Genomic DNA, 13,394 nt, shown 5'->3' with positions numbered 1-13,394 from the left:
GTTTGTTACGAAGTAACTCCTCCGGAGTCCGGTAATGCCGATTCTAACAACAATTTCAGTAGGCAGCAGTTCTTAAGAACGTCGTCCCCCTGATACTCAAGAGCTTACAGGAATTGATGCCATATAATTCCCATTTCAGAGACCAATCCAGACTAATTGAGACTTAGTTTCGAATGAAGCCCACCTTATAGCATCCGTGTTAAAATTTGTACCAATAAATGCCTCCTCTGATGGAAGGGGTATGTCAACTAATTTGGGTGAGAATGTCTCAAGTAAATTGATCTCTCCATCTGCATACTCCATTCGGATGATTTTAGCTTGCTCTGCCTCTTCATCATCTACTGTCCAGCATTTTAAAATCATTATGATTCCTCCTTTTTTAATTTTTCCCATAAAAAAGCCCACTATATCGAATCCGGGAGGTGAGAAAACACTGTCCCGAGCCCATATAGTGGGTCTGCTTTTCTTATGTCTAATCCTCTCGGGCATGGTTATAGCTCTTTTCCTGATACAATCATACCCGCGACTCTAACATCCGACGAGGATTCACCTGTCGTTCCGATGTTTTACTTCTCCGGAACTGGGAAGATCGGTTATGTTTCATTTTGCCTCCTGACCGATAACAGGAGAAATCTATGCGTTACTCATCCAAAACTAGTAAGATACTCGACTTGTGGGTAACATACAAGATAAAAACACCATATGTTGAAATTGTATCCTGACACCACTATACCGAGTGGAGATAAATATTGACAGAATAATTAAATAGGCAGTATATTTCTATCATAAAGGGAGGATATTTATGCAACCTAATTGGGATCTTATAGCGGTCATTGCCAGTCCTATAATAGCGGCTTTCATCGGTGCTGCCTTGAATGAATTCCTCCAGAGGAGGCCTAAACTGATTGTTCATTGGGGCCATGTATCGGCTTTTAAGTCTCATCCAACTGGTGGAAGTCCAATTGATGTTCATACGCATTCTTTGATTATTCGGAATGAAGGAAAAAAATCAGCGAATAATGTAAGAGTCTCCCATCAGTACTTACCCGATTTCAGCGTATATCCTCCTGTGCAATATGAGATAAAACCCCTACCAAATGAGGGAAGCGAAATTCTTTTCCCGATTTTAAGGCCAAAAGAGGAGATCACTATAAGCTATCTTTATTCTCCCACCATTACCGTTGATCAGATTTTTTACAGCGTCAATTCAGACGAAGGCGAGGCTAAATCGATTGCTGTATGGTTAGCACCTGTCCTTTCCAGAACATTTAAACTAATAATATATTATTTCTTCATAGTAGGATTGATAAGTACTATATACCTTATTACTTATTTCGCATTAAAACTGCTGTAAGCAATTTCTTCTCGTTCATCCGGGCACATATCAGCCCCATGTAGATATTTAATGACTGAAAAGTGTTGATATTAAAAGGTTATGAGTGCCGGGGGCGGGACTCGAACCCGCATGGTCTATACGACCGAGGGATTTTAAGTCCCTTGCGTCTACCTGTTTCGCCACCCCGGCTCTTGAGGCGACGACCGGATTCGAACCGGTGAAAGAGGGTTTTGCAAACCCTTCCCTTAGCCATTTGGGTACGTCGCCGAAAAAAGAAATCCGCCATGTCAAGGGCGGATTCATTAACTAAATCCGAGAGCGAGAGACGAGATTCGAACTCGCGACAACCACGTTGGCAACGTGGAGCTCTACCAGCTGAGCTACTCTCGCATTCACACTGAAAAGTTAATATCCATCTGAATTCATGCAAGCAAAATATTTCATTATCAAATCCTAATCTATCAGCAACTCTTCTTCTAATTCATCAGCTTTTTCAACCGCAGGAAAATATTTACGGAATTCCTGCACATACGAATCGATAGTTTCATCTGACGGGTACTCACCGGATAACTTTATAATGCTGAAAGAGGCTGTGTTGACAGAACTATTTATACTCTCAAGAAGATTTTTCTTTTTAGCTTTCAGCTCCTCGATTTTGGCTGCTTCCGGTTTATTCTCCTCATATCTTTCCTCTATGGTGCTTCCCCTCAGCCCGTCTTCTAACCTGCCCAGGTTTGTTTCAACGCGTTTGAGGTTCAAGAATATTGCTGACAACTCTTTTATATTTTCATCCCTCTTCTCGTAAGCGAGGTCTATTTTACCGAGATTTTGTCCCTCCGCACCTGCTTTATATATTCCGCGCCCGCCGACTAACTTCGGTTTGATATGACTCTTACCGTCATGCCCGCCGATAGCGAAATCTATTTCCGGCAGGGAGTCTAAAAATGACATCTCGACTTTTAACGGCATATGCGTCAGCGCGACAATGATATCTACTTCGCCGCTGATTTTTGAGATAATTTCTCTCGCTTTCGTTATCGGATCGAGAACGTCTATTGTCGAAGGAAAATTCCCTCCGTCCCATGCGACTCCGATTATTCCTAATCTGATCCCTCCCACTTCCCGAATCAGGTATTGTTCAAAGAGTGGTTTTTGATACTCCTTAGTATAGAGATTGGCAGAAATGAACGGAAAATTCGCGCGATTTCTCAATGAGATCAAAAATTCTGTTCCAAGTATGAAATCATCGTCTCCGATATTTATCGCTGTGGTCTTCATCTCATTGAACGAGTCGAGGATCAAGCCTGCCTTAGCCGCCATCTCGTTTTTGGTCGTATCTTCAAGAAATTCTTTTTGAAAAAAGAGATCGCCGCTGTCAAAAATGAGGACGTTCCTGCCCTCTTTCCTGAGACTATTCAGATAATCGGCTTTCCTGGCGAGACCGCCGGAAGGGTTAGTCTTTCAGCCGCACGGTTCTATCTCGCCGTTGACGTTCCCGGTAAATATTATCGACAGCTCACCGGTCGATTTGCCGTTTTTAGCGTTACACGAATCAATCGAAGTGATCAATGAGAACAGCGCTATTATGTAGAAAGCTTTCATAATCATATATCACGTTATGCCTTTACGTTGAAAATATTAGTTAGTCAGAGCTAAATAAGCAACTAACTATTTTGAGAATGCAATGAATCGTCCGAATATTTGAATTAATATCGGAGTGATAGAACTTAGCCCTGAATTAAAAGAGCTAATTTTTAAGCTTTTTAAGTCCTCCGTTCAGCGAATCAAGCAACCTTTGTATCCTTTCCTTAGTTCTTGGTTGATCGATCCGACCGAGCGAGAATAATACACGCTGTCGAGTATTTTTACCTACTCTGGTATTCTCGACGATTTGGAGATATTCATGCTTTTCGGTTTTTTTTACTCTCACAAACATGATCACTGAGATTCCTTTTCCTGCGAGATATCCTGCCTTAAGATTCTGCACGTTTATATTACTAAATATATATCTTATAAACAAGTAATATTATATTGTTCTGATAATAAATAATACTTGCGCACATTATTCAATTATTATAAACTTTAAGGAAGATAAATATAACCCTAAACCTCTAATTTACAACAATTAAGGTTAATCAGACTTTAAAAGGTCAGAATTAGAAAAATAATCTCATCTTCGATGAGATATGTAGATTAATTGCAACATCCAACTCAGGAATAAATAGGTGTCGAAAAACTTCCTAAAACTGATGTTATAATTAATCTATTTTAACAACTTTTGCATCAAAACAAGCACAAATATATTCAAAGAGAATTATTGTCGAATAAACACACTTACTTCAATAGTTGTGAAACCATCTATTGTCTCACTGCTTGTTACAGTAAGCTTATTACCCGATATAGAGTAATCAGATGACTCCTCCGGTTCACCCTCCTCTTTGATAGTGATTGTATTTCCACTACTCGACCATGTTCCCGAACTACTTTCTGTTTCACCAAAGGAAACGAAATCTATACTCCACGTGTTATCATCTTTTATAGTAAGGGTAAAATTGAAATCACTGCTGAGGGTAGTCACGTTCGAAGAATCGGGGTCTGTTAGCGACCCATAAAAAGTGGTGGTTTCATAGAGCTTCCAGATACCTATCAATTTGTTAGCTCCCGGAGCTGCAGGATGGTCATCATTACTATATGCAGAAAACGGTAAGAATGCCAGAAATAGCAATATAATGAGTTTTTGAACTACTGATTTATCCATGGATTCCTCCTTCGATTAATTGTTTTTTCAAGAACATTGACATTACTCCTCCCACACTTCCATCTTGTTCAAATAGGCGTGAAATATACTTAACAAAATATAAACTGCCAAGAATATAGCCTGAGTAGCGGGGGGCGGAATCGAACCGCCGACCTACGGGTTATGAGTCCGTCGCTCTTACCAACTGAGCTACCCCGCCGATTGCGGTGCAAAAATAATCGCAGCCCTTAAGAATGGCAACTCATATTTAAACGAACACGCCTGAAGTTGGTTCGATAGATTCGTGAATGATGTTAATCTTTATTCTCAAAAACACGGTCGAGTAAATTCTGTACTTCCTCAACCGTAAACGGTTTTTTCATAAATCCGTTTGATTTGTTGATCAGTTCAATATTATCCTCACCTACAATGTAGCCTGACATAAACGTGAACGCGCTATCTTCTAAATCTTCAATTACTTGCTCAAATATCTCAAATCCGTTTATATCAGGCAGTTTAATGTCGCACAATATCAAACCGTAACTGTTTTCCTTGATAAGGCTTAGACCATTCTCCCCTGTAGATGCCGATTCGACTTCATAGCCTTGCTTTTGTATCACCTCGACGAGAAGGTTCAGGACAGCGTCATTATCATCAATAACCAGCACTTTTCTGCTCTTCGGCGCTGATCCGCCTCCCGATTTCAGAATATCGACTATCTCCACCCCTCCGGCGTAATCCATAGTTTCCACAGTGGTGAGGTTCAGCATTTTTTCAACCAGTAAGGAAATCCTTTTGAGCTGCTCGGGAATGCCATCTAAAAGATGGGTGTTCTCTCCCCAGTTGCTCTTGGCAAGATCCGAAATTATCGTAAGAGATTGAAGAGGTTGACTTATCTCGTGAGCAACTGCCGCTGCCAATTTTTGAGTTGATTCATACCTTTCTTTTTCTATCATCTTATCCTGAAGGTCCAATCTTTCAATAAGCCTGCCGACTCTCCCTGATACTGCGGTCACAAGATCGATCTCTTCTGTCGAGTTCTTGATGCCGTCTTTGTACCCGACGTCGACGGAACCTACCGGTTCACCGTGAACTTTTAATTCCCCGGAGATGAATGAGGACTCATCGATAAATTCCTTATTTACGTTGTGAATTCGGTCTTTTATCGTAATTCTGAGCCATGCTTTTTCCGGATACCGGAGAGCGCTTACGATTATATCGCTGATTTCGTCCAAAATAACAGATAGGTCATGACCGCTCTCAATAGCCCTGTCGATAGCATAAAGAGACGTGAGTTCCTTAACACGGTCGCTTAATGTTTGCGATAGCTTCAAGTTTTCCTTTTCGGCTTTCTTTCGGTACGTAATATCTTCGCTGGTGCCCAATACCCCGATTATCTTTCCCTTTGCGTCGTAAAGAGGCATTCTGTTTATCTCGAGCCAGATCTCGTCTCCTTCTGAGTTAATTTCTCTCGAACTCGTATGGATCTCCGGAATTCCCGTATCGAGAACTTTCCGGTCGTTTTCTCTGAATATTTCAGCATCCTTCGGGTTCGATAACAGCTCGAAGTCGGACTTACCGATAATTTCAGCAGGACTACGTAATCCTAATTCATTTGCGAACTTCTTGTTACAGCCAAGAAATATCAAGTCCGTGTTCTTCCAGAATATCAGATGGGGAAGGTTGTCGATTATATTCTGGAGAATTTGCATCTCTTCTGTGGTACCGGTTGAATAATCTTTGGTCTCAGACTTACTCCCCTGAGTGTATCCTCCTATCAGGATAAATATCAGCGCAATTATCAACCTTAGAATAATATCGTCAGTTCCGGGCTGGAAAATCTGATTGAATATCGAGCCTTCATTGAACACCACCGCGTCCACTACTGCATCGATTATCCAGAACGCAGCCGCGAACGCTAACCAGAGACTCACCATATTCATATTTTTCAAATTCATACGAAAAAGCTAACTTCAATATGCGTGTAAGACGTGACGAGGGACACGAATTTGTTCAATTCGTGACGAGGGTCAATTATAACCACATTTGCCGTGATTTGCGTCAAGATGGAAAAATTCTTCATAAAAATGGTATTATGTTGTTGTTATTTATATACTTATAAGGTTTTTACTTTCGATTCAATAATAATTCTTTGGCAAGACGTTCAATCATTAACCGTCTGTATTCAGCGCTGCCCCGCACGTCTGAAATCGGAGAAGATTCCTCTGAGGCTATCTTTCCGGCTTCTTCAGCGTTTTCTTCACTCGCTACCTTCCCTTCGAGGAATTTTTCTGTCCTGTACGCTCTGATAACAGTAGGCGCCACCGCGCCCAGTCCGATCCTTACATTTTTATATTTTTCTTTTTCTAAATCAAACACAGTTGCGATCGATACAACCGCTATCGCCATCGATTCGCGCTGGCCTAATTTATAAAACAGACTCTACCTGCTGGAAGGAACAGCGCTGAACGAGATTTCACTCAATAATTCGTTCGGTTTCAACACCGTTTTTCCGGGTCCTTTAAAAAAATTCTCTATGCTCAGTGTTCTGCTTCCTTTGGACGATTCAAGTTTGAGCTTCGCTTCAAGGGCGTAAAGCGGAGGGATCAGATCGCCTGCGGGCGAAGCATTACAAATATTTCCGCCTATCGTGGAACGATTGCGAATCTGATCGGCGGCAAATGCTGCCGCCGCCTCACGCAACAGCGGCGCGGCTTCCGCAATTAAATCCGAATGAAGTAATTCCGTAACCGTTGTGAAAGAACCGATACGCACCCTGTTTCCCGATTTACCTATTCCGCTCAACGATTTTATCCCTTTTGCGTCCACAAGCAGATCCGGATCGAGTCCGAAATGCTCCATGCTGACTATAAGATCCGTACCTCCCGCGAGAATAAAGCTGTTCACCTTCTTATATGAAGGCTTTGCGAGCAGTTGAAGCAATTCCCGTTTATTTTTCATCTTAATGTAATTCAACTTTTTTTCTCTAATTTGAGCGCTTTTTCAATCGACTTGAAGATTTTCGTATATCCGGTGCATCGACATAGATTTCCTGCAACAGCAGCCGGAATCTCCGACTTTTTCATCCCGGGTTTCGCGTCAATAGCAGCCCGAGCTGTCATTATGAACCCCGGAATACAAAAACCGCATTGCACACCATGCTCATCTACGAATCCCTGCTGGATCGAGTCAAGATTACCGTTGATCTCCAATCCCTCTATGGTCGTGATATCCGCTCCATCTGCCTCTACCGCCAAAATCAGACACGAGTTAACCGCCTCGCCGTTCATAATAACCGTGCAGGAGCCGCATTCCCCTTCGCCGCAAGCTTCTTTGGTCCCCGTAAGATGTAGATCTTCGCGAATAAAATCAATTAGTAACCTTCGACTAACCACTCTTTTAGTGTAAGATATACCGTTTATATTAAGCTTTACTTTATATGGAGACAATTCAGACCGGCTCTTTCTTTCGCACTTCAGATATATCGGGTTCTATCAGAGTTGCTTTCATAGTTCCGATGGCTGCATCCGGGGCTTTAAGGCCATGCCCTGTCAGCAGAAGCACTATCTTTTCATCTTTAGTCAACACCTTGATCTCAAGGGATTTACGTAATCCGGCTAACGTAGCGGCGGCGGAAGGTTCAACGAATATTCCCGCCTTCGATGACAATGATCTTACCGCCTCAAGAATCTCTTCATCCGACACTGCAACGGCGTACCCATTTGTTTTCTTTATTGCACGTAGAGCTTTAACCCCGTCGCGGGGCATCTTTACCGCAATTCCATCAGCGATGGTGTTACCGTTCGCCGCTTTTATCTCTCCATCCCCCTCGAACGCCTCCACGATTGAATTCGCTCCTTCCGATTGAACGGCTATCAGGCGGGGTAGTCTGTCAATGACCCCGATCTCGAGCAGATCATATAATCCCTTATATACGCCGCTGATTATACATCCGTCTCCCACCGGAACGATTATAACGTCCGGAACCTCCCAGTCTAACTGTTCGCAAATTTCATATGCGGCGGTTTTTTTTCCTTCTGACATGTACGGGTTGAACCCGGAATTCCTGTTGTACCATCCGAACTCATTTGTAGCCTTCACGCAAAGGTCGAAGGCATCGCCGTAACTCCCCTTTATTTTGTACACATCGGCGCCATACAGGAGCATTTGGGATACCTTTGTAGACGGCGCCGTCTCAGGCACGAAAATTTTTACTCTCATCCCGACAGCGGCACCAAGCCCTGCAAGAGACGATGCCGCGTTTCCCGTTGATGCGCAGGTAACTATCTCAGCGCCGTTCACTTCGCAGCGGGCGAGGGCGATCGCAGTTGCCCTGTCTTTTAACGATGCTGTCGGATTTTGCGTATCGTCTTTCAAGTAAAGACCGGGAATCCCGAGTTCTTTGCCCAATCGAACGCTTTCTATAAGCGGAGTCCATCCTACCTGCAAACCTCCGAGCGAAACCGGTTCCACCGGCAAGAGAGGAGCATATCTCCACATCGACATCTCGGCGCTCTCGGCAATTTTGGAATCTTTCCACTCTTTTTTGACGGCGTCGTAATCATAAATCACCTCTAAATCGCCACTGCAATTCGCGCATAGGTAATGAACACCTTCGGGATCAACAGATTCGCCGCACTCTATGCATTCTAATTTTATAACGGAAGTCAATTAAATCTCACATCGTAAGAGTCATGATAGACTTGCATGTGTGCATCCTGTTCTCTGCTTCTTGGTAAACGACAGACCGTTTACCGTCTATCACGTCATTCGTTACCTCATTTCCTCTGTCAGCGGGAAGACAATGCATGTAAACGGATTCATCTTTTGTAAGCTTCATTAAACCCTCGTCGCAAATCCAATCCCGGTATTTCTTTGACAGCTCAAGCGATTCTTCAGGTTTTTCGAAGAGGTCTATACATCCCCAGCTCTTTGGATAGACAACATCAGCGTCTTCAAAGGCTGCTTCCATAGAATCGGCTACCTCGAATTTCGTACCGTTTTCATCGGCATACTTTTCAGCTTTTTCTATCATTTCGGGCATAAGCTTGAATTCGGGCGGATGAGCGAGGACAACGTCCATTCCGAATCGGGGCATTAGAGTTATCAGTCCCTGCGGAACAGACATCGGCTTGGCGTATGACGGCGCGTAAGCCCAGCTGACTCCGATTTTCCGACCCTTGAGGTCATTTCCGAACATCTCCCTGATGGTCATAAGGTCGGCGATAGTCTGACACGGATGGTCGACATCGCACTGCATATTTATGACAGGGACTTCGGCATGTTCCGCCACTTCCCTCAAATACGCGTTCCCCACTCCCGGTAACAGGTCATGCCGGATCGCTATGCCGTGACCGTAGCTCGATAATATTATGCCCATATCCTTAGGACTCTCCCCGTGAGCGAGTTGTGAGGTCTCCGACTCTATGAAATGCGCATGCCCCCCTAACTGAGTTATACCCGCCTCGAAGGAGTTCCGCGTGCGGGTGGATTTGTCGAAAAAAAGCATAAAGAGTGTTTTATCGGGCAGATGTCTGTGCGCTCTTCCGTTTTTGAAATCATCCTTCAACTCTCCCGCAAGACGCAGCAACTCTTCAAGTTCCTCGTTGCTCCAATCAGCCGTTTCTATATAGTCTTTGCCTTTTAAATCCAAACAGTGTTCTCCTTATTTACCCATTAAAGTATTTAATTATTTGGGGTATTACTAGATCGGTTAAATGATTTGTATCTTCTTTCGTACCTGAATACCCTGGTGATTTTGCTATTGTTACTAATGAAGAAGTAGCAATAATCCCTGAACACTTATTAATAAATTCTACAATATCGTTTTCTTCCCATAAATCACCTTTCATCCAATATTCTTCTTTATTAAATAGATCCAGATCCAGATTAAAAAAAATGTCTTCCGTAAAATTATGACTAATTAAAGCATCAATATCATTGTGCTTGTATTGAGTACAATAATATTCATTTAGTAAAGAGTCGTCGATACCCTCCTCTGTATCATCTTGGAGGCAATAGAAATGAATCTCACTTATTATTTTTCTAATTATTCCAGGTGCAATAAACGAATCGTGCTTAATTAACTGCCCTTGATCAACCAACTCCTTAATATCTTCTATGGATTCAATATTCGTTAATTGTTCTAATCTTGACTCTTTCTGGAAATCGTTTATTCCATCCCAATGGAAATCCAAATGAACTAATCTATAGCGAGAATTAGAATTGTTAGTCAATTTAAAATTTTCCCAGCAATAATAAGCCCATTTATGATTATTCATCAACCATATATTTGGATGAATCTACTCTAGAAACGAATCTCTAATCTTCATTTCTTTATCAATATCTTCAATCGTATTCAGTTTATATTATCCCAGTATTTATTCGCTGTGACTTGTAAAAAAAAGCCGGATAGCCGGCATAAAAAGCCGCGGCTCTGACCAGATCGTCAATACTTACCTGATCGTCGACCGAATGCGTTACCTCCTCGACCGACGGGCCCAGACCGAAAGTCGGAATCCCCTCTATCCCGGCGGTGTAAACGCCGTTTGTGCTGAACGTCCATTTGTCAACCACAGGCTCCTCGCCGAAAATCTCTTTAAAAGCCGATTCGGCTGATTTGAGAGCATGATGCTCCGGATCTAAATGCCATGCAGGATAATATTTTTCCATTCCGGCTTTTTTGCCTGTATAAGACGTCGCTTTGTATTGGAGTATCTCCACTTCTCCCTCCCCGCCGGCAATATCTTCAATTTCCGCCATTGCGGACTCCTTCGTTTCTCCCGCTGTCAGCCGCCTGTCAATGTAAATCACCGCCTTATCCGGTATGGCGTTCAGGGATGGAGTATCTACTTCCATCTTCGTCACGGCGACAGTTCCCTTTCCGAGAAAATCGTCATCTCTCAAGTTCTGGTTCAGTCTTTCGATCCCCTTGATGATATTCATCATTTTGTATATCGCATTTTCGCCTCTGTCCGGCGCGCTTGCATGGCTCGACTTGCCTCTCGTAGTGACGGTAATCTCCATTCTGCCGCGCTGACCCCGATATATTTTCAAACCGGTGCACTCGCCAAGCACTACCACATCGGGTCGCAGACCGTCTTCGGTGATTATGGTTTTATAGGCTAATCCGTCACATGATTCCTCCTGCGCGGAGCCGACAACGTATAACGTTACTCCATCAAGCGCTCCCATCTTTTTTGCCAGTGCGCCGCCATAGACCATCGACGCCAATCCGCCCTTGTTATCTCCCGTCCCCCTGCCGTATACAATTCCGTCCTCTACCTTGCCCTTATAAGGATCGTGAGCCCACGCTTCGGGGTCGCCGATTCCCACCGTATCCATATGAGAGTCATATAAAATGATCTTTTCGCCGTTTCCGATTCTTCCCAACACATTCCCGAAACTGTCTATCTTGACTTCGTCATATTCGAGCCGTTCCATCTCGCTCTTCGTCCTGTCCGCCACTTCCTTTTCTTCGCAGCTCGGGCTCGGTATTTCCACTATATCCCTCAAAAAAGAGACCATTTCCTCCCGGATTTTTTCAGCCTCCCCTATCTGTTTTCCGCTCATCCACTGCCCCTCAATCTACTATGGTCCATCCGGACTGATATTTGTCCAGCTCCTGCTTGGTATATTCATCCATCGGATGTTCTCTGTCCGGAACTTCAACCACTTTCGTCTCTCCGAAAAGTTCAGTTGAAAAATATCTCTGCCCGGTGTCGTTCAGCATAGTAACTATCCGCTTTGCTTCGGGAAATTTCCTTGCGAGTTTAACCGCGGCAACGACGTTGCATCCGCTTGAAATTCCGCAGAACAACCCTTCATCTTTCGCCAGTCTCCGCGCCATTTCCATCGACTCGTCGGAAGTAGTGGTTACGATCCCGTTCAGAAGTTCAAGGTGCAGGTTCCTCGGCACGAAACCGTCTCCGATTCCTTCTATCTTATGCTCACCCCACTCCCTCTTCGATAACAGCGGACATTCAGACGGCTCGACCGCATACAACTGAACCTTTGAACCGACGCTCTTTAGATATTTGCCGACTCCGGTAAGAGTACCGCCCGTTCCCTGTGATGCGACGAAAATATCTATCTTCCCGTCCATTTGCTCCCAAATCTCCGGTCCCGTTGAGGATTCATGAGCCGCTATATTGTCCTCGTTGTCGAACTGAGCGGGAACCCAGTATTTTTCCGGGTCGGCGCTGCGAATCTCTTCCAATTTTTCGAGAGCCAGATCAACGTCGCTTTCCCCTCCCGGTGTGTACACCATCTCCGATCCATAGGCGATGTCAAGTTTCTTCCGTTCTTCGCTCATCCCCTCCGGCATCACGATAATGCATTTATATCCCTTCACTGCCGAAACGAACGAGCAGGCTATCCCGGCGTTTCCCGTCGAGCATTCCAATACCGTCATTCCCGGTTTCAGGTCGCCTCTTGCCTCGGCTTCCTCGAACATCCGCTTATAGATCCGGTCTTTGAGACTCCCCGACATGCTGAACCACTCGATCTTCGCGTAGATATCGGCGCCCGTTTCATCGCTCACTCTGTTCAGCCTGACGAGCGGCGTTCGTCCTACCATATCCAGGACGCTGTTCGTTGCTTTAGATGCGGAATTCCAATTGATGTTAACCGTCATATTCTCCTCCCCTCACATTCTATCCCAGAGCGCTTTTGCAGCCGCGCGTGATTTCTCGTAAATTTCTTCTTCATTGACTTTAGTCATTTTATAATCATCCACGATCTTTTCCCCCTTGGCGAATACACTTTTCGGAAGAATCGATCTTAAACCATAAAATATGTGAGAGTTGAAATTCGTTTCGCTGACCGGCGTGGGCGGCGAATAATCGTAGATCGCAAAATCTGCTTCATACCCTTTTGCAATCAGACCCAACTTCACTCCAAGATAACCTGAGGCGGCGCAGGCGTTTTCACTCAACATTAAGGTCACATCAGAAACGGAGAGCGGACCGCCGTTTTCAGCGTCATGATTCAAAAGGGCAAAATGAGCCTCCTCCAGCATATTATGCGTGTAACTGTCCGTGCCGAGCGCTACCCTGACTTTCTCTTTCAGCAGAACCGGAATTTCTGCTCTTCCGACAGCATTGTTGGCATTCGACAAAGGCTGATGAGTCACCATGACACCCGAATCTTTCAGCAGATCAACATCTCCATCCACCAGGTGAACACAATGCGCTGCGATAGATTTCTCGTTCAATATCCCCTTTGCCGCTAATCTTGCAACCGTACTCATATTGTATTTCTGCCTTGCGTCATCCAAGTCCGCCCTATCCTCGGCTACATGAATATGAAATCCCTTATCAC

General features: G+C 44.2%; 15 protein-coding genes and 4 tRNA genes. 1 reads left to right on the top strand and 18 read right to left on the bottom strand.

Annotated features, from left to right (window positions below):
* Nucleotides 1-135 precede the first annotated feature (135 nt).
* Entirely contained in the window at nucleotides 136-489 is a 354-nt protein-coding gene (locus IID12_07345; GenBank protein ID MCH8288903.1) for a hypothetical protein, read from the bottom strand.
* A gap of 313 nt (nucleotides 490-802) precedes the next feature.
* Between IID12_07345 and IID12_07340 the strand changes: the two genes are divergently transcribed.
* Nucleotides 803-1,354 (top strand): hypothetical protein, encoded by a 552-nt coding sequence (locus IID12_07340; protein MCH8288902.1) that lies wholly within the window; start codon nucleotides 803-805, stop codon nucleotides 1,352-1,354.
* 86 nt (nucleotides 1,355-1,440) lie between these two features.
* Here the strand turns inward: IID12_07340 and IID12_07335 are convergent.
* From IID12_07335 to IID12_07255, 17 genes are all read right to left on the bottom strand, one after another.
* A tRNA-Leu gene (locus IID12_07335) sits at nucleotides 1,441-1,525 on the bottom strand.
* 5 nt (nucleotides 1,526-1,530) lie between these two features.
* Nucleotides 1,531-1,603 (bottom strand) — tRNA-Cys (locus IID12_07330).
* 50 nt (nucleotides 1,604-1,653) lie between these two features.
* Nucleotides 1,654-1,726: transfer RNA gene (locus tag IID12_07325), tRNA-Gly, on the bottom strand.
* A 63-nt stretch (nucleotides 1,727-1,789) separates the two neighbouring features.
* Entirely contained in the window at nucleotides 1,790-2,656 is an 867-nt protein-coding gene (locus IID12_07320) for a hypothetical protein (GenBank protein MCH8288901.1), read from the bottom strand.
* A gap of 141 nt (nucleotides 2,657-2,797) precedes the next feature.
* On the bottom strand, nucleotides 2,798-2,938 hold the full coding sequence (locus IID12_07315) for a hypothetical protein (protein MCH8288900.1): 141 nt from the start codon (nucleotides 2,936-2,938) through the stop codon (nucleotides 2,798-2,800).
* Nucleotides 2,939-3,650: 712 nt separating this feature from the next.
* Nucleotides 3,651-4,094: a lipocalin family protein gene (locus IID12_07310; GenBank protein ID MCH8288899.1), complete on the bottom strand. Its 444-nt coding sequence runs from the start codon at nucleotides 4,092-4,094 to the stop codon at nucleotides 3,651-3,653.
* A 125-nt stretch (nucleotides 4,095-4,219) separates the two neighbouring features.
* Nucleotides 4,220-4,293 (bottom strand) — tRNA-Met (locus IID12_07305).
* 94 nt (nucleotides 4,294-4,387) lie between these two features.
* Complete coding sequence (locus IID12_07300) at nucleotides 4,388-6,031, bottom strand: PAS domain-containing protein (GenBank protein ID MCH8288898.1); 1,644 nt, start codon at nucleotides 6,029-6,031, stop codon at nucleotides 4,388-4,390.
* Between the two features lie 169 nt (nucleotides 6,032-6,200).
* Nucleotides 6,201-6,482: a hypothetical protein gene (locus IID12_07295; protein ID MCH8288897.1), complete on the bottom strand. Its 282-nt coding sequence runs from the start codon at nucleotides 6,480-6,482 to the stop codon at nucleotides 6,201-6,203.
* Between the two features lie 33 nt (nucleotides 6,483-6,515).
* Nucleotides 6,516-7,034 (bottom strand): FAD binding domain-containing protein, encoded by a 519-nt coding sequence (locus tag IID12_07290; protein ID MCH8288896.1) that lies wholly within the window; start codon nucleotides 7,032-7,034, stop codon nucleotides 6,516-6,518.
* An 11-nt stretch (nucleotides 7,035-7,045) separates the two neighbouring features.
* Nucleotides 7,046-7,552 carry a (2Fe-2S)-binding protein gene (locus tag IID12_07285; protein ID MCH8288895.1) on the bottom strand — a complete coding sequence of 169 codons (507 nt, stop codon included), beginning with the start codon at nucleotides 7,550-7,552 and terminating at the stop codon, nucleotides 7,046-7,048.
* Nucleotides 7,524-8,744 (bottom strand): threonine synthase, encoded by a 1,221-nt coding sequence (locus IID12_07280; protein ID MCH8288894.1) that lies wholly within the window; start codon nucleotides 8,742-8,744, stop codon nucleotides 7,524-7,526. The genes IID12_07285 and IID12_07280 overlap by 29 nt, the downstream gene beginning before the upstream one ends.
* A 7-nt stretch (nucleotides 8,745-8,751) precedes the next feature.
* The gene (locus tag IID12_07275; GenBank protein MCH8288893.1) at nucleotides 8,752-9,726 is read right to left on the bottom strand and encodes an ornithine carbamoyltransferase; all 975 of its coding nucleotides are present in this window, start codon (nucleotides 9,724-9,726) and stop codon (nucleotides 8,752-8,754) included.
* 16 nt (nucleotides 9,727-9,742) lie between these two features.
* Nucleotides 9,743-10,354: a hypothetical protein gene (locus IID12_07270; protein MCH8288892.1), complete on the bottom strand. Its 612-nt coding sequence runs from the start codon at nucleotides 10,352-10,354 to the stop codon at nucleotides 9,743-9,745.
* Between the two features lie 82 nt (nucleotides 10,355-10,436).
* Entirely contained in the window at nucleotides 10,437-11,645 is a 1,209-nt protein-coding gene (locus IID12_07265; protein MCH8288891.1) for a YgeY family selenium metabolism-linked hydrolase, read from the bottom strand.
* Nucleotides 11,646-11,655: 10 nt separating this feature from the next.
* Complete coding sequence (gene cysK, locus IID12_07260; protein MCH8288890.1) at nucleotides 11,656-12,708, bottom strand: cysteine synthase A; 1,053 nt, start codon at nucleotides 12,706-12,708, stop codon at nucleotides 11,656-11,658.
* Nucleotides 12,709-12,720: 12 nt separating this feature from the next.
* Nucleotides 12,721-13,394: amidohydrolase family protein (locus IID12_07255; GenBank protein ID MCH8288889.1), on the bottom strand; the 674-nt coding region annotated here is incomplete at its 5' end.

This window comes from Candidatus Neomarinimicrobiota bacterium (assembly GCA_022567655.1).
In the GTDB taxonomy this organism is placed as follows: domain Bacteria; phylum Fidelibacterota; class SORT01; order SORT01; family SORT01; genus JADFGO01.
Note: the sequence above shows the minus strand (reverse complement) of the source record. Positions and strands in the feature narration are given on the sequence as shown.

What these genes read in the sequence shown, in the direction of transcription:
- IID12_07345 (MCH8288903.1), bottom strand. Translation starts at nt 489, where the DNA reads ATGCCCGAGAGGATTAGACATAAGAAAAGCAGACCCACTATATGGGCT.
- IID12_07340 (MCH8288902.1), top strand. Translation starts at nt 803, where the DNA reads ATGCAACCTAATTGGGATCTTATAGCGGTCATTGCCAGTCCTATAATA.
- IID12_07320 (MCH8288901.1), bottom strand. Translation starts at nt 2,656, where the DNA reads ATGGCGGCTAAGGCAGGCTTGATCCTCGACTCGTTCAATGAGATGAAG.
- IID12_07315 (MCH8288900.1), bottom strand. Translation starts at nt 2,938, where the DNA reads ATGAAAGCTTTCTACATAATAGCGCTGTTCTCATTGATCACTTCGATT.
- IID12_07310 (MCH8288899.1), bottom strand. Translation starts at nt 4,094, where the DNA reads ATGGATAAATCAGTAGTTCAAAAACTCATTATATTGCTATTTCTGGCA.
- IID12_07300 (MCH8288898.1), bottom strand. Translation starts at nt 6,031, where the DNA reads ATGAATTTGAAAAATATGAATATGGTGAGTCTCTGGTTAGCGTTCGCG.
- IID12_07295 (MCH8288897.1), bottom strand. Translation starts at nt 6,482, where the DNA reads ATGGCGATAGCGGTTGTATCGATCGCAACTGTGTTTGATTTAGAAAAA.
- IID12_07290 (MCH8288896.1), bottom strand. Translation starts at nt 7,034, where the DNA reads ATGAAAAATAAACGGGAATTGCTTCAACTGCTCGCAAAGCCTTCATAT.
- IID12_07270 (MCH8288892.1), bottom strand. Translation starts at nt 10,354, where the DNA reads ATGAATAATCATAAATGGGCTTATTATTGCTGGGAAAATTTTAAATTG.
- IID12_07265 (MCH8288891.1), bottom strand. Translation starts at nt 11,645, where the DNA reads ATGAGCGGAAAACAGATAGGGGAGGCTGAAAAAATCCGGGAGGAAATG.
- cysK (MCH8288890.1), bottom strand. Translation starts at nt 12,708, where the DNA reads ATGACGGTTAACATCAATTGGAATTCCGCATCTAAAGCAACGAACAGC.